The organism is Pseudoalteromonas sp. H103, from assembly GCF_001469205.1.
In the GTDB taxonomy this organism is placed as follows: Bacteria; Pseudomonadota; Gammaproteobacteria; order Enterobacterales; family Alteromonadaceae; genus Pseudoalteromonas; species Pseudoalteromonas carrageenovora.
Map to the genome: position 1 here is coordinate 646,865 of NZ_LOFG01000001.1, position 22,627 is coordinate 669,491.

At 40.0% G+C, this 22,627-nt stretch carries 21 protein-coding genes; 8 read left to right on the forward strand and 13 right to left on the reverse strand.

Translation table 11 applies throughout. The annotated features are described in order from the left end of the window. Positions 1 to 3: 3 nt before the first annotated feature. Genes rlmH through leuS form a run of 6 tightly spaced genes read right to left on the reverse strand, consistent with a single transcriptional unit; the run spans position 4 to position 5,646 of the window. Complete coding sequence (gene rlmH, locus ATS74_RS02925) at positions 4 to 474, reverse strand: 23S rRNA (pseudouridine(1915)-N(3))-methyltransferase RlmH (RefSeq protein ID WP_058547433.1); 471 nt, start codon at positions 472 to 474, stop codon at positions 4 to 6. 36 nt (positions 475 to 510) lie between these two features. Then, positions 511 to 828, reverse strand: a complete 318-nt coding sequence (gene rsfS, locus ATS74_RS02930; protein ID WP_058547434.1) for a ribosome silencing factor — start codon at positions 826 to 828, stop codon at positions 511 to 513. A gap of 54 nt (positions 829 to 882) precedes the next feature. After that, positions 883 to 1,518 (reverse strand): nicotinate-nucleotide adenylyltransferase, encoded by a 636-nt coding sequence (nadD, locus tag ATS74_RS02935; RefSeq protein ID WP_058547435.1) that lies wholly within the window; start codon positions 1,516 to 1,518, stop codon positions 883 to 885. A gap of 10 nt (positions 1,519 to 1,528) precedes the next feature. Next, positions 1,529 to 2,566: a DNA polymerase III subunit delta gene (gene holA, locus ATS74_RS02940; RefSeq protein WP_058547436.1), complete on the reverse strand. Its 1,038-nt coding sequence runs from the start codon at positions 2,564 to 2,566 to the stop codon at positions 1,529 to 1,531. Beyond that, on the reverse strand, positions 2,566 to 3,057 hold the full coding sequence (locus ATS74_RS02945; protein WP_058547437.1) for an LPS-assembly lipoprotein LptE: 492 nt from the start codon (positions 3,055 to 3,057) through the stop codon (positions 2,566 to 2,568). The genes holA and ATS74_RS02945 overlap by 1 nt, the downstream gene beginning before the upstream one ends. Beyond that, positions 3,058 to 5,646, reverse strand: coding sequence for a leucine--tRNA ligase (gene leuS, locus ATS74_RS02950; RefSeq protein ID WP_058547438.1), 2,589 nt, complete (start codon positions 5,644 to 5,646; stop codon positions 3,058 to 3,060). Positions 5,647 to 5,820: 174 nt separating this feature from the next. Between leuS and ATS74_RS02955 the strand changes: the two genes are divergently transcribed. The 4 genes from ATS74_RS02955 (at position 5,821) to ATS74_RS02970 (ending at position 9,933) form a co-directional block, all read left to right on the forward strand. Beyond that, positions 5,821 to 6,279 (forward strand): zinc ribbon-containing protein, encoded by a 459-nt coding sequence (locus ATS74_RS02955; RefSeq protein WP_058547530.1) that lies wholly within the window; start codon positions 5,821 to 5,823, stop codon positions 6,277 to 6,279. Between the two features lie 78 nt (positions 6,280 to 6,357). Further along, positions 6,358 to 8,781: a Lon protease family protein gene (locus ATS74_RS02960; RefSeq protein WP_235591985.1), complete on the forward strand. Its 2,424-nt coding sequence runs from the start codon at positions 6,358 to 6,360 to the stop codon at positions 8,779 to 8,781. Next, on the forward strand, positions 8,782 to 9,258 hold the full coding sequence (locus ATS74_RS02965) for an FKBP-type peptidyl-prolyl cis-trans isomerase (protein WP_058547440.1): 477 nt from the start codon (positions 8,782 to 8,784) through the stop codon (positions 9,256 to 9,258). It abuts the gene before it with no gap. Positions 9,259 to 9,396: 138 nt separating this feature from the next. Continuing rightward, entirely contained in the window at positions 9,397 to 9,933 is a 537-nt protein-coding gene (locus ATS74_RS02970; protein WP_058547441.1) for a hypothetical protein, read from the forward strand. A gap of 18 nt (positions 9,934 to 9,951) precedes the next feature. Here ATS74_RS02970 and ATS74_RS02975 read toward each other — a convergent pair whose 3' ends face one another. Together ATS74_RS02975 and ATS74_RS02980 are read right to left on the reverse strand one after the other, a co-directional pair. Further along, positions 9,952 to 10,476 carry a CIA30 family protein gene (locus ATS74_RS02975; RefSeq protein WP_058547442.1) on the reverse strand — a complete coding sequence of 175 codons (525 nt, stop codon included), beginning with the start codon at positions 10,474 to 10,476 and terminating at the stop codon, positions 9,952 to 9,954. A gap of 65 nt (positions 10,477 to 10,541) precedes the next feature. Continuing rightward, entirely contained in the window at positions 10,542 to 11,330 is a 789-nt protein-coding gene (locus ATS74_RS02980) for a hypothetical protein (RefSeq protein WP_058547443.1), read from the reverse strand. 226 nt (positions 11,331 to 11,556) lie between these two features. On the opposite strand from ATS74_RS02980, the gene ATS74_RS02985 reads away from it, so the two are divergent. Beyond that, positions 11,557 to 12,633 (forward strand): RDD family protein, encoded by a 1,077-nt coding sequence (locus tag ATS74_RS02985; RefSeq protein WP_058547444.1) that lies wholly within the window; start codon positions 11,557 to 11,559, stop codon positions 12,631 to 12,633. A gap of 41 nt (positions 12,634 to 12,674) precedes the next feature. Further along, positions 12,675 to 13,946, forward strand: a complete 1,272-nt coding sequence (locus ATS74_RS02990) for a hypothetical protein (RefSeq protein ID WP_058547445.1) — start codon at positions 12,675 to 12,677, stop codon at positions 13,944 to 13,946. 55 nt (positions 13,947 to 14,001) lie between these two features. Here ATS74_RS02990 and lnt read toward each other — a convergent pair whose 3' ends face one another. The 5 genes from lnt to miaB are packed head-to-tail and all read right to left on the reverse strand — an operon-like array spanning position 14,002 to position 19,464. Beyond that, entirely contained in the window at positions 14,002 to 15,552 is a 1,551-nt protein-coding gene (lnt, locus tag ATS74_RS02995) for an apolipoprotein N-acyltransferase (RefSeq protein ID WP_082660552.1), read from the reverse strand. Further along, positions 15,533 to 16,417 carry a CNNM family magnesium/cobalt transport protein CorC gene (gene corC / locus ATS74_RS03000; RefSeq protein WP_058547447.1) on the reverse strand — a complete coding sequence of 295 codons (885 nt, stop codon included), beginning with the start codon at positions 16,415 to 16,417 and terminating at the stop codon, positions 15,533 to 15,535. The genes lnt and corC overlap by 20 nt, the downstream gene beginning before the upstream one ends. 22 nt (positions 16,418 to 16,439) lie before the next feature. Continuing rightward, positions 16,440 to 16,898 (reverse strand): rRNA maturation RNase YbeY, encoded by a 459-nt coding sequence (ybeY, locus tag ATS74_RS03005; protein ID WP_058547448.1) that lies wholly within the window; start codon positions 16,896 to 16,898, stop codon positions 16,440 to 16,442. 4 nt (positions 16,899 to 16,902) lie between these two features. Next, complete coding sequence (locus ATS74_RS03010) at positions 16,903 to 17,961, reverse strand: PhoH family protein (RefSeq protein WP_058547449.1); 1,059 nt, start codon at positions 17,959 to 17,961, stop codon at positions 16,903 to 16,905. Between the two features lie 54 nt (positions 17,962 to 18,015). Then, entirely contained in the window at positions 18,016 to 19,464 is a 1,449-nt protein-coding gene (miaB, locus tag ATS74_RS03015) for a tRNA (N6-isopentenyl adenosine(37)-C2)-methylthiotransferase MiaB (RefSeq protein WP_058547450.1), read from the reverse strand. A 256-nt stretch (positions 19,465 to 19,720) separates the two neighbouring features. Between miaB and ATS74_RS03020 the strand changes: the two genes are divergently transcribed. Further along, positions 19,721 to 20,890, forward strand: a complete 1,170-nt coding sequence (locus ATS74_RS03020) for an FAD-dependent monooxygenase (protein WP_235591986.1) — start codon at positions 19,721 to 19,723, stop codon at positions 20,888 to 20,890. 240 nt (positions 20,891 to 21,130) lie between these two features. Beyond that, positions 21,131 to 22,624: a putative bifunctional diguanylate cyclase/phosphodiesterase gene (locus tag ATS74_RS03025; RefSeq protein WP_235591987.1), complete on the forward strand. Its 1,494-nt coding sequence runs from the start codon at positions 21,131 to 21,133 to the stop codon at positions 22,622 to 22,624. The last annotated feature ends 3 nt before the right edge of the window (positions 22,625 to 22,627 follow it).

The following is a 22,627-nucleotide window of genomic DNA, read 5'->3' on the forward strand; positions in this document are numbered from 1 at the left end:
GGTTTACTCGCGATGATAAGGATGGTTGTTATTTAAGCTCCAGCCACGATAGAGGCTTTCTGCAACAATAATGCGCACCAAAGGGTGCGGTAATGTTAAATTAGATAACGACCATTTTTGCTCCGAGGCGGCAATGCACTCTGGAGCAAGTCCTTCTGGTCCGCCAATAAGTAAACTTACATCGCGGCCATCGAGTTGCCATTTTTCCATACTTTTTGCAAGCTGGTGGGTATCAAGTGGTTTACCTGTCACTTCCAGTGTAACAATCCGATTGCCTTTAGGAATAGCGGCTAAGGTTTTTTCTCCCTCAATGTGTAAAATACGTTTTATATCAGCATTTTTACCACGTTTGCCTGCCGGAATTTCTATCAGTTCTAGTGCCATATCTCTAGGAAAACGGCGCTGGTATTCTGTAAATCCGGTTTCTACCCATGCTGGCATTTTTGTACCAACAGCAATCATTTGTATTTTCACGTATTACTTCCAAGCTCAATTAAAAAATAGTGGAGTTTAGCCCCACAGTTTTTCTAGATCGTAATAGCTACGTGCTTGGTCTTGCATCACGTGTACAACCACATCACCTAAATCAACAAGCGCCCATTCACCATCGCTTTGGCCTTCATAACCTAGAGGCTCTGCATCTGCATGACGAGCTTCTTTTGCTAAATGATCAGCAATTGATAAAACGTGACGTTTAGAAGTACCAGAACACACAATCATAAAATCTGTGATGTCTGATGATTTGCTTACGTCAATATGAACTATGTCACGTGCTTTCATATCGTCAATTTTATCTAGTGCAAAGGCAAGAAGTTGTTTCGAATCCAAGGTTTTGTCTCAATATTAAATTTAATAGCGCGCATTTTAACACGCTAAGGGGTTTTAATCATCACTTTGATAGAGCTGGTGTTGCTCAATGTAATGACTGACGGAGTTAGGTAATAGTTCATTCTTTTTATTGGTTTTTTTAAGTTGCTCACGAATCACGCTTGAGGCAGCGTCAAACATATCCCCAGGTAAAAAATAAAGTTTACCTGCTGGGGCTTGCTCAAGTGCATGCGCCTTATTTACTTGCGCGTGTTGCATATAGTTTTTAAGATGCTCAGAAGGGTTAACCGTTTGCTCTGGGCGTTCGTAAACAACAATATGGCAAAGCTGTGTTATGGCTTGCCATTCGTACCATTTATCAAGGTTATTAAATGAGTCCATACCAATTAAAAATATGATTGGTGTAGTTGGGTGCTCAGCTCTTATTTCTTGCAAGCTTAATAACGAATACGATGGGCCGCTTCGATTTAGCTCTCTTAAATCAAGTTGAAAAAATGAATAAGGAGCAATTGCCACACTGAGCATATTTATACGGTGCTCGGTGCTAATACCCGGCGCGGTTTTATGCGCAGGCAAAGCACAAGGCATAAAGTACAAGGTATTTAAATTAAATGCTTTTACACATTGCTTGGCCATATTTATGTGACCTAAATGCACGGGGTCGAAGGTGCCACCAAAAATTGCAATCATTTTAAGTTTCTTAATTTAATGCGTGACAAGGCATAGGAATATCAAGCGGCTGGCAAAATTTAATGCAAATATGAGCAAGCGCTTGGTATGGCGCAATTAAATTACCTTGCTTGTAGCTTGAATCAAACAACGCAAGCTCGCTACTGATATGTTCAAGGGTTTGGATGTTTAATCGGTTTATGGCGTTTTGTACTGGGCCTTGTTGGTTTTTCCAAATTGCTTTTTGCTTAAATAAGTTAGCAATAGGTTCGCCATTTAATAGCCCAAGCTGCACACTCATTAAAGTGTTAAGTTCTTTATTTATAGCCCATAAAATACTCACCACTTCGGTATTATCGCTGGCTAATTTATTAAGTACTTTAATCGCTTGTTTAGCGTGCCCATTTAAAAGAGCATCGCTTAAATCAAAAATATCAAACTTGGCTTGATTAAGCAGGCCTTGCATTACCAGTTGCTGGGTTATTAAAGCGTTACCGTGTAACAGCGAAAGCTTTTCTAGCTCCTGAAAACACGCTAATAAATTGCCCTCAGTAGCGTTAATTAAACTAATCTTTGCATCGTTTTGCATATTAAGAGACAGGCGATTAACTTGATCATCTAACCAGCGTTTTAAATGACTGCCAGCAAGCGGATAACAAGGTACAAATACACCGTGTTTATCTAAGGCTTTAAACCATGCACCGCGTTGTACTTCTTGGCTGGCTTTAGCACCTTTGATAATTAATAGTGTGTCGGGATTTATTAGCTCAATAACTTTCTTGAAGGTGTTGCTGCCAACTACGCCAGGCTTTTGTTGGTTTAAATCAAGCTCAATAATAGTGCGTGCACTAAACAAAGACATGCTTTGATATTGAGCTATAATTTCTTGCCAATCAAATCCTTGCATTAAAGTAAACTTAATTACTTCATCAAAGCCTTGGGCTTTAGCAGCGTCTCGAATTTGTTGTACGCATTGCGCTTCTTGAAAGGGCTCTTCGCCAAACACTAAGTAAAAGGGTTTTAAGCCTTTTTTTAATTCACTGGTTAACTGATTAGCGTAACAGCGCATTATAGTTGTGACAGCTCTCTAACAATACGACGGCTTGCTTGTTCACGAATTTCGCTAATAAGAAGTTCAAGTTCTTTTGCTTTAGCTAGTGCGTGATCAGGGTCGTCTTGGTAATTACGATAAAGCTCAAAGCGTTTTTCAATGGCTTTTTCGCCCGGGCGTTTAACAATGTATGTTACGCCATAAGCAAGTTCGTATTCAGCAACCTGACCGTTTTGAAACAACGACAGAGTTTGACGTTCAATGCTTTCTTTACGAAGGTAGAGCTGTGCAATATTTTTGGCTGACGGTTTTAGCTCAACATTACTCGCTTTTAACTCATTTTTAAGAGCTGCAAATAAAGTAGATTTTTCGTCATCCCCTTTGAGTGTGAGCGTTTTAAGGTTATCAGGAAGGCTAGAGGCTTTCTTTAAATGAAAGCCACAGCTAGATAACACAAAACACATTAGCACTAAGACTAATGTGTTTTTAATGGCGTTAAAGCTAACCATTTAGTTAGCTACCACGTTAAGAAGTTTGCCTGGTACGTAAATAATTTTACGAATGGTTGCGCCATCAGTAAATTTAGTTACGTTAGCTTCTGCAAAAGCTAGTGCTTCTACTTGCTCTTGCGTTGCATCTGCTGGCACAGTTAGTTTAGCGCGAAGTTTACCGTTTACTTGTACGATGATGAGTTTTTCATCTTCAACAAGGGCAGACTCGTCAACTTTTGGCCATGCTGCATCTAAAATTTCACCTTCTTTACCAAGCTCTTTCCAAAGCTCATGCGATAAATGCGGCGTAATTGGTGCAAGCATAATAATTAATGCTTCAAGCGCTTCATTGGCAATCGCTACATCTTGGGTGTCGTTTAATGGTGCTTTTAATAACTTATTAGACAGTTCCATAATGGCAGCAATAGCGGTGTTAAACGTTTGACGACGCTCAACATCATCGCTCACTTTAGCAATGGCTTTATGTAGTTCACGACGAAGTACTTTTTGCGGGTTAGTAAGCGCCGATTTATCAAGTGCCTGGTAACCAACTGTTTTAACGTCTACTGCGTATTTCCATACACGTTTTAAGAAGCGGTGTGCGCCTTCTACGCCTGAGTCTGACCATTCAAGTGTTTGCTCTGGTGGTGCTGTAAACATCATGAATAAACGCACTGTATCTGCACCGTATTGGGCAATTACTTGTTGTGGGTCTATCCCGTTGTTTTTAGACTTAGACATTTTGCTCATGCCTGATGAGAATACCGGCTCACCGTCTTCTTTATGCCATGCTTTAGTTACGCGGCCTTTATCGTCGGTTTCGGTATTTACATCGCTTGGCGAAATCCATACATCGCCGCCTTTTTCATCTTTACGATAAAACGTTTCGGCAAGTACCATTCCTTGACAAAGTAGGCGATCAAACGGCTCGTCTGAATCTACTAAACCAAAGTCACGTAATAATTTATGGAAAAAGCGTGAGTATAATAAGTGTAAAATTGCGTGCTCAATACCACCAATGTATTGGTTTACAGGTAACCAGTAGTTTGCGGCAGCAGGGTCTAACATGCCTTCGTCGTAACGTGGGCTACAGTAACGCGCGTAATACCAAGACGATTCCATAAAGGTATCGAAGGTATCAGTCTCGTGTGTAGCAGGTACACCATTTACTGTTGTTTTAGCCCACTCTGGGTCTGCTTTAATTGGCGATGTAACACCGTTCATTACCACGTCTTCTGGTAAGCGAACTGGTAGCATATCTTCAGTTGCAGCAAGTTCTTGGCCATCTTCATCGCTAAGCATTGGGATTGGTGACCCCCAGTAACGCTGGCGGCTAACGCCCCAATCACGTAGACGGAAGTTAACTTTACGCTCACCAACACCTAGCGCTTCTAGTTTGTCGGCAACAGCGTTAAACGCGCCTTCAAAATCAAGGCCGTCAAACTCTCCAGAATTAACTAATACACCTTTTTCGGTGAATGCTTCTTCTTTTAGGTTTACTTCAAGCTCAGAGCCTTCAACTGGTGCAATAACTTGTTTAATGTCTAGGCCGTAAGCAGTTGCAAACTCATAGTCACGCTGATCGTGTGCAGGTACTGCCATTACCGCGCCAGAGCCGTAATGCATTAATACAAAGTTAGCAACCCAAATAGGTACTTGCTCGCCCGTTAATGGGTGAGTTGCGTAAAAGCCAGTTGCAATGCCTTTTTTCTCCATTGTTGCCATGTCTGCTTCGGCTACTTTGGTGTTTTTGCATTCTTCAACAAACATTGCAATTGCATCGCTATTTTTAGCGGCTTCTTGTGCAATAGGATGGCCACCGGCAACAGCAAGGTAAGTTACACCCATAAATGTATCTGGGCGCGTAGTGTATACGCTAAACTTTTCATTGTTATCGGTACGTGTAAACTCAATGTCTAACCCTTCAGAGCGACCAATCCAGTTGCGCTGCATGGTTTTAACTTGCTCAGGCCAGTCTTCTAATTTGTCTAAATCGTCTAAAAGCTCTTGAGCGTAGTCGGTAATTTTAATAAACCACTGCGGGATTTCTTTTTGCTCAACCACAGCGCCTGAGCGCCAACCACGGCCGTCAATTACTTGCTCGTTTGCTAGTACAGTTTGATCAACTGGGTCCCAGTTAACCGTAGACATTTTTTTATACACTAGGCCTTTTTCGTAAAGCTTAGTGAAAAACCACTGCTCCCATTTGTAATACTCTGGGTGACAGGTTGCAATTTCGCGATCCCAGTCGTAACCAAAGCCTAATTGCTTAAGTTGGTTGCGCATGTAATCAATATTTTCGTAAGTCCACTTTGCAGGGGCTGTTTTGTTTTTAATAGCAGCGTTTTCTGCAGGTAAACCAAACGCATCCCAACCCATAGGTTGCATTACGTTTTTGCCTTGCAGGCGCTGGAAACGAGAAACAACATCACCAATGGTGTAGTTACGTACATGACCCATATGCAGTCGACCACTCGGGTATGGGAACATAGAAAGGCAGTAATACTTTTCTTTGCTCTCATCTTCGGTGACTTTAAATACCTGGTTTTCTTCCCAGTAACTTTGGACTTTTGACTCTATGTCTTGCGGGTTATATTGCTCTTGCATCTATGATTCCAGACTTCTTGCAAACTAATAAAAAATTGTCGATAGGATACCCCAAATAAACGCCTAATCACAGCGTATAAATACGGTTTTGTTAAAATCTAACTTTCAGTTCAGGTTAACCTATACTTATCTATGTTAATGGCTAACACGCCCTTGATTTTGATGGAGTATAAAATGGCAGATTATAAAACATGGCTTAGCGATTTAACTAATTGGTTAAAAGATGTAAAAGATCATGAAGTAAAAGACGCAGTCACTCGATTTGTTGAATCTGAGCAAGCACTTAAAGACTTAGGCCAAGAAAGATACGCTTTATACAAAAGCTATTTGCAGCGTGATATAGAGCACGTTCAAGAAAACGAATCACACTATAATTCGCTTGCGTGGCAAGAACTTAAAGAGTCGTTGTGGTTTGAGCTCTCGCACATAGAAGACAAAACCCAACTTGAATGGCAATCCCTTAGTCAAGATTTAAAGCACAATGGTGTGTATCACGTGGGCGAATGGATAGCCATGGGCACATTAGTATGTAAGAATTGCACCCATAGTTTTGATATTTATCACGCTACACAAATTACTCCGTGTATTGAATGTGATGGGATCTATTTTAGCCGTAAGGCATTACAACCCTAAATATATGTATTAAGTGGCTTGTAGGCCACTTAATACGCCCAAAAGCCAGCGAATATGTTGGTAAAAAAAGAAGTTAGAATGACGAAAAAATTGCTGCCACTATCTGTTTCACAGCTCGCACCGAGTATTTCTACTAATCACGTAAACACGTGTATGAGCAATCCATACCCAGAGCAACTTACTTTTATAGGGCAGCAACGTGCCCAAAGTGCCCTGGACTTTTCATTAGGAATGGAATTGCCCGGTTACAATGTTTATGTAATGGGCGAAGCTGCACATGGTCGTTTTACGCTTGTAAAAGATAAACTTAAACAACACGCCAAAGACCGTCCAACGCCAAACGAATGGTTATACGTAAATAATTACGACGACCACCGCGAGCCTATTGCGCTATTTATGCAAGCAGGGCAAAGCAAACAGTTAAGCGACGACATAGACTCGTTTTTAGATGAAGTGCTTGACACTTTTCCGGCAGCGTTTGACAACCCGGCATACCAACGCAAAAAGAAATCTATCGACCGTGAATTTAACGATGCCTATGACAGCGCAATTACCGCTGTAGAAATTGCTGCATTTGAGCAAAGCGTAGCATTAGTTGAAGAAAAAAACTCGGTAGGTTTTGCACCACTTGTTGATGGCAAGCAATTAAGTGATAACGAATTTGCAGAGCTTGAAGAAAATTTACGCGAAGAGTTTTTTGAAAAAATAGAAAAGCTAGAAGATGCGTTAATAGAAGCGCTCATTGAATTACCTCGTTGGAAGCGCGAATCAAAAGAAAAACAACGTAACCTTAAAAAGTCGACGGCAGAGCAAGCTACAAAACCGCTGTTAAAAGATTTAGAACACAAATACGCTACCCACATTGGTGTACTGCGTTATTTAAAAGATATCCGTGTAGAAATTATTGATGCGGTACTTGAGTGGCTTGACGACGAAGACGAAAGCGAAGAGAGCAAAGAAGACTTTGACCGCAAAGGCATGCTAACGGACTTTTTTGCACCTAACATTTTAGTTGAGTTTAAAGAAGACGATGCAGCGCCTGTGGTATATGAGCCAAACCCAACCTTTGGCAATATATTTGGTAAAATTGAGTATTCAACTTCGCAAGGCTCACTTATAACAAGTTACCGCTCAATTCAGCCAGGTGCTTTGCATCGTGCTAATGGCGGTTACTTAATTATGGACGCCGAAAAAGTAATGGCTAACCCACAAGTGTGGGATGGTTTAAAGCTTTCACTTAAAACACACCAAATTAAAAACGATTTACCATACCAAGACAGCTCAGTTGGCAGTAGTTTTACACTTCGCCCGCAACTGATACCGCTTGATGTAAAAATTATTTTATTAGGCTCTCGTGAGCTTTACTACACCATAGGTGAGTACGACGAAGAATTTGCTGAACTCTTTAGAGTGCTTGCCGACTTTGATTATTACTTGCCAAGTAGCGATAAACTACAGTACCAGTTTATTACTAAAGTAACGCAGTATTGTGAACAAACTTTAAAGTGCACAACAACGCAAGCCGCTATGGTGCGTTTACTTAAATTTAGCTACCGCCAAGCAGAGCACCATAATAAATTATCAGCGCGTTTTGCTGATGTACTTGAACTTGTTGCTGAGGCAAGTTACTACGCCAAACAAGATAATCAAACGCTAGTTGATGCGCATCATATTGATGAAGCTATTGAAGGCAAACAGTATCGCACCGGCCAAATTAGCGAGAACATGCTAAGCGATATAAAAGAAGGCCACACGCTTATTGCCACACAAGGCCAAGCAATTGGTAAAGTAAACGGTTTAACAGTGCTGCATATTGGCGATACTTCGTTTGGTACACCAGCACGTATAACCGCTACCGTATATGCAGGCGCCGATGGCGTAATAGATGTAGAGCGTGAAGCCGAGCTTGGTAAAGCTATTCACTCAAAAGGGGTAATGCTACTTACCGGTTATTTAGGTAACAAATATGCGCAGCACTTTAGCTTAACGCTAAGCGCCAACATTGCCATTGAGCAAAGCTATGGTTATATAGATGGCGATAGCGCATCACTTGCTGAGTTATGTGCGCTTATTTCAGCCATTACTAGTTTACCAATCAGCCAATCTATCGCGCTTACGGGCTCTATTAACCAGCATGGTGATGTGCAAGCCATTGGTGGTGTAAACGAAAAAATAGAAGGCTTTTTTAAGCTGTGTAAAATGCGCGGCTTAACAGGCCAGCAGGGCGTTATTATTCCAAAATCGAACCAAGTTAACTTAGTACTTGATGACGAAATACTTGATGCGGTAGAGCGCGGTAAATTTAATATTTACGCCGTAGAAACGGTAGACCAAGCACTTAACTTATTAATGGATATTGAAGCTGGCAATATTATTGATGGCGAATACCCAGAGGATTCTGTAAACGGCATTGCTTTAGCGCGTTTAAAAGATATTGCCGATATAGTTAATGGCGATAGCGAAGACGACAAAGATGCAGAGCTTGATGAGGAAAAACACTAAATGATCAATATAATTTTAGCGGTGATCATCGTTATATTTTGTTTTTTAATATTTCAAAATAGTAAAAAAGCAAAGCAACAAGCAGGTATAAATGCACAAATTGAAGCTGACTACCTAGTAGCTAATGCCCAAGTTGAGGGCGTAATAGAAACCAGCTCTGGTTTACAGTACAAAATACTACATAAAGGCGAAAGTGAAAATACACCTAGCCCAACCAGCATGGTTAACGTGCACTACCACGGTACATTAATCGACGGCACTGTATTTGACAGCTCAGTAGAGCGTAAAACGCCAATTAGCTTTGGTTTACACCAAGTAATTAAAGGTTGGACCGAAGGCTTACAACTTATGAGCCCAGGTGATAAATACATTTTTTATGTACCGCACCAACTCGCTTACGGTGAAAAGCGAGTAGGGAACATACCCCCTGCATCACTGCTTATTTTTGAAGTAGAACTATTGGCAATAGAATCGTAAGTTTTTAGTAATAAACTACTAAAGCCTCACTTTAATAAAGTGGGGCTTTTTGCTATTAGCTAACAATAAAATTTACTCAAGGATTTTAATACGAGGTCGATACCTATAAAAGAGGTAAACTATTTTAGGGACAAAATAATGAAGGTTTCAGCGGCTCCCATTCCATACCAAGTACACAGCTCAAATACTCAACCTTTAGCGCAATCAGATAAACTAGCTGTTGAAAAAACGAGTGAAGAAAAGAGCGAGGAAGAAAATGAGGAAGAGCCAAAGTATGTGTTATCAAAGTTTCTAGATACCAAAGCGCAAGAATACAGTGAAGATAACGCTACGTTTAGCAATCAATATAAAAACCTTGAAAAAGTATATAAACATTTCACAGGTCAAATTGTTGCATTACAAGAGCAAATTAACAAACTTAAGCAAAGCCCAGTTCAACGTAGTTTAACCATAGATAGTAGCGCCAAGGAGCTAAATAAAAGTGATGCAAATTCAACTTTAGATGCTGACCACCTAGGTGCAAAAAAATATAAAAACACACAACAGCAAGATCAAATAGATAGGCTTGAGCTACAACTCGGGGAACTAAAATCAGAACAAGCTGCTATAAAGCAGCAAATGATTGAGCTGGTTATTAGTGAAATGAAAAGGCGTGGCGATAGCTATACAATTTAACAACGCAGGGCTTATAGGTTAGCTTTTAAACTCGATTTTGCTCACTTCAAGTTTAAAATTACCCTCTTGTTTACCTGCAATTAAAAAGCCTAGTTGTTTAACATCACTAAAATTAAAAGCTGGTTGTTGCTCAAGTACTCGCCCACGAAAAGTTAACGTAAAATCATTAGGAGTAAAGTGAATATCCATCCATTCATTTTTTGTTGTGCTAAATGAATGTGTATAGGCTGGGCCATCAAGGTAGTCGGATGTTCTGAGTCTTAGTTGATAGGTTTTTCCATCACCTTTAATGCGCAGCACTATCGCTTTAGAGTTCTGACCTTGCGCGTTAAGTTCGGTACGTATTGATGCAAAACCGCCGTTGTTTTCAAGCGATACATTCCCTTCAAATATTAAACTTTCAGTAGTCTGGTTTACTTGGCTATTTGATACCCCACCCATTACTGAGTCGTTTACTACATACCAATGTTGATTGGCATTAGCGTGAGTGGTTAAAAATAATGCATTAAATACAAAAAGTGATGAGAGCTGTACAGTGGTCATGGCAATTCCTAATAGCTTTAAATTATTAATACGACTAAACATATTTTTTGTTCACTTATTTAAAGCTAATTATTTTTTTTGCTCCATTTTTTCATGATTTTTTCAAACATGATTTCTTTATCTGTTTTATTTTCAGGGCAAGATTTACCGCTACCTTGAGGCAAACCATTACTGCCAAATACGGTAGCGGTATCTATTAAATAACACTCACCATTAAATTTTTCTAATCGCTTTGTCCCTGTTGTATTTTGACTAATTACTTCTGACTTATCCGTCTTCACTGGCGTTTTAATAGTGGGCTCATTGTTTATGTTTTCATTTGTAGAGCCTTTATCCTCACCAAAGGTGATCATTTTTTTATGAGTCATATTATTTACGGGTGAGCCAAACACCGGTGCATAGGGGTTTAGCTTTTTAAATGTTTGAGGCGATGTTGCTGAAGGCTCTGAAGGTGGTTCTGCAGGCGCGGCTGGCTTGGGTTCAACGGGTTCAGTAGAGATATTTTTAAGCTCTGTTTGTGCTTTAGGTAACGTTGTGATTTTAGCTTGATTGTTTTGAGTCACCTTTACTTTGGCTTTTGTAGAACTTGTTTTGATAGGTGTAGCGTTAGAGCTCACTACATTTGAGGTATCTGATTTAGTATCTACAGGTTTTATTTTAGGTGCATTGGTTGTTGTAGCAACTGAGCTTGACTTAGGGTGGCTTGCTAAATTAACGGTTACATAGGCTTGTACTATTGCGCTATTTTCCTTTTGTGGCTGCGTAACTTTAATCGATTGTGAAAGCAAAAAGTACAACACAATAGTGTGTATACAAAACGATATAGCCCACGGCCACGCTTTCCCTATATTCACATTACATCCTCAACTAAATAGTGCTGTTATGAGTAAACAAATCTTAATTAGTTCATCTTAAATTAAGGTGTTTTGCTAAATTGCACTGTTGTGAATGAAACACAACTTTTTGAAGGACGTAGTTCAAGTGATTTTTTTATGCATGTAAATCAATACCTTTACCTTGAGCAAAAAATAAAAAACGCGTAAATTAAATGGGTTACCCATTTTAATAACAAGAAAATAAATGAAAGCCAAAGAAATAGAGCAATTAACGCTGTCAGATTCTGAGACCAAAGACGTGATCACCCCACATGCCTTTAAAATTGACCACGCGTTATTAGGCATTCCATTAGCTACCCCTATTAAACGTGCAATGGCGATGACTATTGATGTCGCTTTGATATTTATGGCCGCTAAGCTAAGCGCGACCTTAATTGCATTTGTAGCTGCCATGGCTTTTTATAAAGGTACGGCTCAGCAATATCTGCCAAAAATGTCATCGTTTTGGCGCAGAGCCCTAAAGCTTTTTGCAGCGAGCTTTTTATTTGTAAGCGCACTCACCATGCTCTCATTAGCGATAGATTTTTTTGAAGACGATAACGCTATTCAAGGTATACAAATAGAAAAAACGCAGAAAAACGATGAGTTAAGTGAGCATGACAAATCAATAATACGCACATATTTAGCGCAAACAGGCGACGGTAAAAACTGCGATGATGTTTGCCAAAGCGCTGCTCGTGCTAATTTAGTTGGCCAATTACCAGCGCTTGCTGAAATTGAAGACGTTGGAGGGATTGAAGTTACGCGCACGTTATTGCAGTTAATGGCTATTGATGATGAGCCTATAGCGGCAGATGATTTTAAAAATAATAATACAGAGCTAAAGAGCATTTCGGGTGAAGTGGCAGATGAAAGCAACATAACTGAAAAAGCAGACACTAAAAGCCAGAAAACCAAACCTGTCACCAGCATTTTGCAGTGGGGCAAAGGTATTATTCAAGACCTAGGCCTTGGCTTTGGTTGGGCTGCCGTTTATTTTACGTTGTTCTCGTTATTATGGCGCGGACAAACCCCGGGTAAAAAAGCATGTAATATTCGCGTAGTAGCGCTAAGCGGTGAGCCATTAGGTTTATTAGATTGCTTTGGCCGATACGGCGGTTACGGCGCCGGTTTTGCCACGGGCTTATTAGGTTTTTTACAAGTGTATTGGGATCCAAACAGGCAAGCTATTCAAGATAAAATATCAGCGACAGTGGTTATTCAGGGCAACTTGGATCAACCTGTGAATGTTGAAACCGTTGTAGAAGCAGTAAAATATTAGTTCTGATTATCATAACTTAATAAAACTATAGGTATATCTATTTGGAAGTCTTACTTGAAGGATTAAATAATGAAAATGAAAGTAATCATTTTTTGAGATCTTTATGGGCAAGTATCAGGGAGCACTTTGGCAAGTGTGCCTGGCATTACTCTCCGTATAAAAAGCTAGGTTCTAAAAAAGTAATTTTAGGACGTATGAGCTATAAAGCTAAAGGTTCTTTTGAGGTTTCAGTCAGGTATAAACAAAAAGGAAACTTAGTCGCGGTCATGTTTTCTGATTATATCGAAGATGATGAAATTATAAGCGACCTAAAGATTATTAAAGAACTAGTTAAAAATAGTTTAGATTATAAAAAACTGATTTCTAAATTTAGCTTTAGCATTTCTCTAGAAGTTATTAGGGGCTCTATTGCCTCATACTCAGGTAAAAGATTTGTTTTACAACCAACAGGTAATAGTTCAATTGAATTGATAGTTGATATTGATGGTTATGATGCGAAAGATGCAGAAGCTAAAGCATCAGAAAAAATTAAAACGGTTATTGAAACTTTAACAGTTAGTACAAACTGTTTGATTATTCGAGATACTCAAAATGGCAATGTGGACTTCCCATCGTTTTCTAGTGTTGAAATTAATAAATACTCTAGAGATATAAGTTGGATTGATGCTAAACCATTAGCTGATGGCTTAGTTCAAATCTCAGAAAAAACCTGCTTTCTTATTGATTACATACTGATTAATGATACTTACTCTTATGAAATTCAATTACTCTTGAATTCGTATGCACATTTTTCATCAGGCAGAGCTTTAGATTCATTTACTCTAGATACATATTACCCAACTCAGAGAGTAGGAAAGGCAAGTGATGAGGTTATTATAGACTTTCAGAGCGATTTAAGGTTCTCTAATGCGGCTAGACTTCATCCATCATCAAGTGAGGATGCAATGATACATTATATGTCTTCACTAGAGACTGTTTCGTTGATTGGAGTTCCGAAGAGTAAAAAGTGTGATAGTTGTGGTCAACAAGCATATTCAATCTCAGAGAGAGTGAGAAGCTATGTGGAAAAAGATAACACTAATGACCCATTAGCTAAAATAATTAATTCATACTACGGTTTAAGGTCAAGATACCTTCACCAAGGAATTAGGTTTGTCGATAATTCATACTCAGGCAGTGCGATACCACTATTAGATAGTAATACAATTAGTAACGCTAGAGAGTACTACCAAGTTAGTCTGCTAAATTTAAGGGAATGGTGTAGCTACTTACTAAGGTTGTCTTTAGAAGAAATAGCTATAGAAGCGAATTAAACACATTTAAAAATGTAGAGCTAAATACGTTGGCTCTACATCTTCAATAGCGAGCTTAACTTCTAAACCTAACTCCAAATCCACAAATCCCTAGCAACAACACAAATCCCCATACAAACACATTGCCGTATTGACTGTACACGCTGTCGCCTTGTATAAGCTTTATATCGGCCTTCATGGTCGCAGCTTCAAACTGTGGCATGGTTTGTTGTGTGTGGCTTATTGGGTCGTATACGGCGCTTACACCATTGTTGGTAACGCGTACCAGTGGGCGCTGTAACTCTAATGCGCGCATGCGGGCTATTTGCATGTGTTGCAAAGGCCCAATAGAGTCGCCGAACCACGCGTCGTTACTTACCGTAAATAGCAGGTCTGAGTCGCTTTTGTAGTTACCGCGTACTAAATCGGCAAATACTATTTCGTAGCAAATGGCGGGTAGTAGGTTAAAGCCATTGGCACGCAAGTTGTTTTGTACTTTATCACCACGGGTAAACGACGACATAGGTAAGTCAAATAGTGGTGCTATTGGACGCAGAAAGTCTTGAAACGGTACAAATTCGCCAATAGGGAGTAGCTGATGTTTACGATAGCGGTTTTTGTCTAAGTAGCGATAGTGGCCCTGCTCGTCGTTGTGCTCTTTATTGCCTACCACAATAAGTGTGTTATAAATGGTTTTAGTATCGAGTTGGTAGTCAACAATACCGGTTACTAACGCGGTTTTATTAAACGATGCGGCCCGGTCTAAATTGGCTAAGTAGGTGTCGGCCAGCATTTCTATTTCGGGCACTGCGGCTTCAGGCCATACAATTAAGTCGGCATCCCAATGTGGGCGGGTTAAGTCTTGATACTTGCTCATGGTGGTCCAAAACTCACTAGGCTCAAAGCGCAGGTGCTGTTTTATATTACCTTGCACAAGTAATGTTGACATGTGTTTACCTGAATACTGATCTGAGCCTGTATTTAATGCGCTAACAACAAGTATTACAAAAGCAGCGGCGGTTGCTAATGGCGTTTTAAAATCTTTTTGAGTAAGCCTATAAAGTGCAAAAGCAATGGCTACGCAGGCAAGGGTTAAGCCAAACTCGCCAATGTAGGGGGCAAGTAATCTTAGTGGGCCATCGGTTTGCGTATAACCAAAGCTTAACCAAGGAAAGCCTGTTAATACGGTACCGCGTAAATATTCACTAATTGCAACGCTTACTATTAGTAATGCACCAAAGCTTTTAGGGCCGCTTGCAAAGCGAGTTGCAGCCCAAAACGCAAGCGCCGGGAATAATGCTAAGTACGCGCATAAAAATGCCATTAATGAAAGTGAGGCAATAAGTGGCATGCCACCAAAAGTGGCAATTGATACATGCACCCAACTTATACCAGCACCAAACCAGCCTAAACCAAATATAAAACCATATTTAGCGGCAGTTTTAGCGTGTGCTTTACCTGTGTTGTTTGGATTAATGCAAAAAATAATCGCGGCAAGGCTAAAAAATACGATGGGCCAAATTTGAAAAGGGGCGTAGCCAAAAGTTAAAACTAGGCCCGCAATAAGTGCGAGCCATGCTTTTTTATCTTTTGCTAACAGGGTGAGTTTAGTTAGCAGAGTCTTCACTGTCGTTTTCATCAACCTTAGGTACGGTGACTTGCAGTTGTAAGATACGACGATTGTCAGAGTTGGTTACTTTAAACTGGTAACCTTCTATGTCTATTGTTTCACCGCGACTTGGCATATGGCCAAATGCGTGTAATACAGTGCCGCCAATGGTGTCGGCTTCGTCGGTGCTGTAACCTGTTTTAAAGTACTCGTTAAAGTCATCTACAGGGGTAAGCGCTTGTACTACGTATACGTGCTTAGCAAGCTGTCGAATATCTTGTTGATCTTCTTCTTCGTCGTGCTCATCTTCGATTTCGCCAACGATTATTTCAAGAATGTCTTCGATTGTTACAAGGCCCGATACACCGCCGTATTCGTCAATAACAATAGCCATGTGGTAGCGTTGCTGACGAAATTCGTTTAGTAGGGTATCTACGCGTTTACTCTCTGGTACTACCATGGCTGGGCGTAAATAATCGCGCAGTGATGGTAGGTGCTCGTCTTTATTTAAGATAAGCGGTAGCAAATCTTTAGCGAGCAATATCCCCTCTACGTGGTCTTTATCTTCACACACTACCGGAAAGCGTGAGTGAGTTGAGTCGACCATCATTGGGATGAGTTCTTCTAGTGGGCTATCTACCTCAAGGGTGATCATTTGTGAGCGCGGGATCATTATGTCACGCACTTTAAGCTTAGACACGCCAAGCACACCTTCAATCATCTCTTTGGTTTCTGGATCTATTACGTCACGCTCTTGCGCATCGGCTATTACTTCAACCAGCTCTTCTCTATTCTGGGGTTCCCCTTGCAACATTTGGGCTATGCGGCCCATCCACGTTTTGCCAGAAGAACCCTGGCTAGATTGCGAGTTATCGTCGCTCATTGCGTCTAATTGCTCCGTTAATTTAAATATCGTCTCGGTATGGGTCGGCTATGTTTAGCTCGCCAAGTAATTGCTTTTCTATACTTTCCATCTCGAGTGCGTCCTCACTCTTTATATGGTCAAATCCAAGTAAATGCAAGCATCCATGAATAACCATATGAGCAAAGTGGTCATGAAATGACTTCTCTTGCTCAATTGCTTCAGCCAAAACAATGGCTGGGCAAATAATTAAATCGCCGACAAGAGGAATGTCTATTCCTGGTGGCGCTTCAAATTCAAATGAGAGTACGTTGGTTGGTTTATTTTTACCGCGGTAATCGTTATTTAGTTGCTGCGATTGCGCTTCGTCGCTTATTACAATGCTGAGCTCAGACTCATCACGGTATTGGCTTAGGGCTTTGTCGGCCCACAGTGAAAATTGCGCTTCGCTTGGGAGATTGTCAAACTCACACGCTATTTGTAAATCAAGTTCGGTGCTCACGGTATTACTCTTTAGTAGAAGGTGGCTGTTGAGCGGCCAATAAGTCTTTGGCTTTTTGCTTTTCTATACGTTTAAGTCGCTCGTTTTCGTCGTTACGCTCGTAGGCTTCTACAATGCGACCAACCACAGGATGGCGTACTATGTCGTGCGATTTAAAGTAGTTAAAGCTAATTTCTTCAACGCCGTCGAGTACTTCTATTGCGTGGCGAAGGCCTGAACGTGCACCACGAGGTAAATCTACTTGTGTTATATCGCCCGTAATAACCGCTTTAGAGTTAAAGCCTATACGGGTTAAAAACATTTTCATTTGCTCGGCGGTGGTGTTTTGGCTTTCATCTAAAATAATAAACGCATCATTTAATGTACGACCACGCATGTAAGCAAGTGGTGCAATTTCAATAATGTGTTTTTCGATTAGTTTTTCTACTTTTTCAAAACCCAGCATTTCAAATAACGCGTCGTAAAGAGGGCGCAGGTATGGGTCTACTTTTTGGCTTAAGTCACCAGGTAAAAAACCTAACTTTTCACCGGCTTCTACTGCTGGGCGAGTAAGTAATATTCGGCGAATTTCTTGACGCTCTAGTGCATCTACCGCAGCGGCAACTGCAAGGTACGTTTTACCTGTACCAGCGGGGCCAATACCAAAAGTAATATCGTGATGTAAAATGTTAGCTACATATAAACCTTGGTTGTCGTTGCGCGGTTTAATTACGCCACGGCGGGTTTTAATGTACATTTCTTTGCCGTAAGCACTTTGTGGTACATCTTGCTCTAGGGCTTTTGATTCGGTAATGGCTAAATGTACGTTGTCGGGCTCTATTTCACCAATTTCACCACGAACAGGTTGAGTACTCACGTATAAGTCTTTTAGGATTTCTACGGCTGCAGCGCTTGAATGCAGTTTACCTGTTACTTTAAAAAAGTTGTCGCGGTGGATAATTTCAACACCTAGGCGGCGTTCAATTTGTTTGATGTTTTCGTCAAACGGGCCACATAAAGAAGAAAGGCGTTTGTTGTCGGCAGGTTCTAAATAAATCTCTAACGTTTTTAACTGATTACTCAAAATTACTTCCTATTCGGGTGCGCCAGTGTGTACTGGCGCAATGAATTTATGCAACTAAGGTACGAAAGTAGCTACGCCAATTTCGTTTGTTGTTTCGATTTTTGGCTCAACGCTTGCAGCTTTAGTTAAAATAGCCGAAGGCGCAATTTCACGTCGTAAGTTCATTTCTGATTCTGTACGAATTAAATCACCACGTAAAGAGTTTGGTAGTGCTTCGGTAATACGTACATCAACAAACTGTCCGATCACTGTGTGTGGGCCAACAAAGTTAACTACACGGTTGTTTTCGGTACGGCCACGTAATTCCATTGGGTTCTTTTTAGAAGGACCTTCAACTAAAATACGTTGCTCTGTATCAAACATTTGGCGGCTAATTTGTTGCGCCATTTGTGTAATGCGGTTTTGTAGTAGGTATAAGCGCTCTTTTTTCTCTTGCTCTGTTACGTCATCTGGCAAGTCAGCCGCTGGTGTACCCGGGCGTGCACTGTAAATAAAGCTAAAGCTCATATCAAAACCAATATCGTTAATTAGGTTCATTGTGGCTTCAAAGTCTGTTTTGCTTTCACCTGGGAAACCAATAATGAAATCTGACGACATGCTTAAGTTAGGGCGAATTTTACGTAACTTACGAATAGTTGATTTGTATTCAATTGCTGTGTGGCCGCGCTTCATTAAATTAAGAATGCGATCTGAACCACTTTGCACTGGTAAGTGTAAGTGATCGACAAGCTCTGGCACATCAGCGTATACGTCGATGATGTCTGGCGTAAATTCTACTGGGTGCGATGTGGTATAACGAATACGGTCAATACCGTCAATTGCGGCGATTAAACGAATTAAATCTGAGAAATAGCAAATGTCGCCATCGTGAGTATCACCACGGTATGCATTTACGTTTTGACCTAGAAGGTTTACTTCACGTACGCCTTGCTCAGCAAGTTGTGCTACTTCTAGTAGTACGTCATCTACTGGGCGGCTAACTTCTTCACCACGGGTGTAAGGTACAACACAAAAAGTACAGTACTTAGAACACCCTTCCATAATTGATACAAATGCCGAAGGGCCTTCGGCTTTTGGCTCTGGTAAACGGTCAAACTTTTCAATCTCTGGGAATGAAATATCAACAACCGATGAGCCTTTATCGCCTTGCACTTGCTTAATCATTTCTGGTAAACGGTGCAGTGTTTGTGGGCCAAAAATAACATCAACAAATGGCGCACGCTGGCGAATAGAATCACCTTCTTGTGAGGCAACACAACCACCAACACCAATAATTAAATCTGGCTTGTCGTCTTTTAATAATTTCCAACGACCTAATTGGTGAAATACTTTTTCTTGCGCTTTTTCACGAATTGAACAGGTGTTAAGTAATATTACGTCGGCATCTGTTGCATCTTCAGTTAGCTGGTAGCCGTTGGTAGCATCTAGAAGTTCAGCCATTTTCTGAGAGTCATACTCGTTCATCTGACAACCCCAGGTTTTGATATGCAGCTTTTTGCTCATTGAAATATAGCCTCGTGTTCAATTCGGTAGTGGCACAAAAATGTGCTTAAATCAGGATTAAGGAGCAAGGTTGCTCACTTAAAGGACGCGTATTTTAGCTGGATACCCGCCCAGCCTCAAGTATAGTTTTTATGTTTGTGATCTTAAATCAATGCAGAGCCAGTTTAATAGCTTGATAGTTATATACTCTCGCACTAAAGCAGCGAGTTACGGTACAATAAAAATAGATTCACGTATTAACAAAATGATGAAAAACATGACTCAAAATAAAGCGATAGTTGTTGGTGGTGGCATGGTTGGAGCCGCTTTGGCCATTAGGTTAGCACAGCAAGGAAAGTCGGTACGCATTATAGAAAAGCATATAATTGATGCCGATAATATTTTAGCAAGCGATACCGTAGACATACGCGTATCGGCTATTAATCGTTTTTCAGAAAATTTGCTTGATGAATTAGGTGCCATGCCTATTTTAAGGCAAACTCGCCTAGCACCTTATAAACAACTAGAAGCATTTGAGCGTGGTGGCGATAACCTTTTATTTGATTGCGCCGATATTAATACCTCACATTTAGGCCACCTAATCGAAAACAGCCTTATTCAAGCAAGCTTGTGGAAGCAGTTTACTCATTACAATATAGAAGTTATTGAGCAATCAGCTCCTGTGAGTGCTATTGAACAAAATATTGACTCTATAACACTTGCATACGGCGACACACGCTATAATGCTGATTTAGTGATTGCAGCTGACGGCGGGCAATCGCAACTACGTGCAAAAGCTAATATTGGTGTAACCGGCTGGCAGTATCAACAACATTGTATGGGTGTACTTATAAAACTTAATGCGCCACAGCAAGTAAAAACATGGCAACAGTTTACGCCCACCGGGCCTTTAGCGTTTTTACCTATGCAGGCCCCATACGCTAATTTAATTTGGTATGACGACGCTAATACATTACAACACTTTAAAGGGTTAGCGCCTGAACAAATTAAAACGCATATTTTAAATAAGTTTCCCACACTTGCAGGCGACTTTGACGTGCAAAGCCATGCGATATTTCCGCTTACCCGACAACATGCTAATAACTACTCGCAAGGGCGGTTAGTGTTAGTTGGCGATGCTGCGCACACTATTAACCCGCTTGCAGGGCAAGGTGTTAATTTAGGCTTTCAGGACGTTGTAGCACTTGCACAGGCGCTTGATGGCGTTGATGATATTGGTTGCCCGTTAAAACTTAAAGAGTATGAGCGTAGCCGCCGTAAAGCTAATCTATTAATGATGAGTATGATGGATGCGTGTTACTTTGGTTTTTCTAATCAAATTACACCACTTAAATGGGCGCGAAGCCAGTTTTTAAAAATGGCTAATAACACCGGCCCTTTAAAAAACTGGGTTTTAAAATACGCAATTAGCGGAGAGCTTGGTTAAACCTCTATACGCACATTACACCTAATGTGCGTATTTCTGTCTTTATTTAACTTCTCAAAATAATTACAAATTACTGTTAATTTATTTCGTTATTACATTTATTTGCCATACTCAATTTATAATTAAATAAAAAAATGAGTTGTTGTGGGAAATCTTTTTGTTTACCTAATTACTATAGGGGTTGTACTACTTACTCTTAGTATTTTGCCTACCTTACAAATTTGTAAAAAAACAAAGAGAGTGTCGTGGGTTTTACTACTTTTTTTAATTGTTGGCTTTATTTTAGGTTACTGGTGGATTTTATATTACTTTGTTAATAACCCATCGAGCGATTTTGTTGCCAGTAGTATTGCACTAATTTTATGTGGTGGTGGGGCATTTGTATTTTTAGTTATTAAACTCAGCTTAAAAAGCATTATTAAAATAGATGAGTATGCAGAGCATCAACGCTTTTTAGCAGAGCATGACCATTTAACTACCCTTCCTAATCGTAAAAAATTCTTTCAAATATTAAATCGCCAAGTTAAGTACAAAGACCCTTTTACGCTGCTGTTAATCGATCTAAATAACTTTAAAAAGATTAATGATTTATACGGTAATAAATTTGGCGATATTTTACTTAGCGTGTTTGCTAAAACAATGAGCCAAAATTTAAGTGGTATTGCAAAACTCTACCGTATTGGGGGAGATGAGTTTGCACTAATAGTAGAGACTTCATCTTTTGATAATTTTGAAGCATGTATAAATGCTATTAATAAATCTATTAAATCACCCTTTGTTATTTATGAGCATAATTTAAGAATAAAACTAACAATAGGGGCAAGTCTTTATTTACAAGACTCTTTACATGCAAATGAGCTATTCACTCAAGCTAACCTAGCATTACATGAAGCTAAAAATACACAGCAGCCTTATGTCTCGTATCAAAAAGAGCTTGGTAAGCGAGCTAATGATTTACGGGACATGAGCTCTAAAATTAAACGCGCTATTAACGAGCAAGAGTTTGAGCTGTACTTACAACCTATATTTGAAGCTGACTCAGAGGATATGCATGGCGCTGAGGTACTTATTCGCTGGCCTCAAAGTGATGGGTCTTTTATTAGCCCTGAGCTATTTATTGGTATTGCAGAGCAAAGCGGGCTTATTTTGGGTATTTCTAAATGGGTTGTACTTGAAACAATTAATCATTTAAAAAAATTAAAGAGTGCCGGCTTTATTGGCGCATTGCACGTAAACCTATCAACTAAAGATTTAGAAAGCCCCGAGTTTTATGAGTTTATGGAAACCTTATTAGCGGATGATCCAAGTTTAAGTGATTTTATTATGTTTGAAATTACTGAGCGAGCCATGATGACCAACTTACCTGCAGCACAAACCATGATGCAAAAACTAAATAGCAGGGGCTTTGAATTTAGCGTTGATGATTTTGGAACTGGGTTTTCTTCATTGGTATTATTACGAGAGTTACCAATAAGCCAAATTAAAATAGATCAATCATTTATAAAAGATATGCTGACACAAATAGCCGATTACGCCATTGTGGAGTCTACTTTGTTTTTAGCAACGCGATTAAATTGTAAGGTGGTTGCCGAAGGCATAGAAAACGAAGACGTACAGCAGGCATTAACAGCAATGAGTTGTGACTATTTACAAGGATATTATTACAGTAAACCAGTAATAATTGATGATTTTATAAATAAGTATTTAAATGAAGATAAGTACAGAATAATTTAGGAG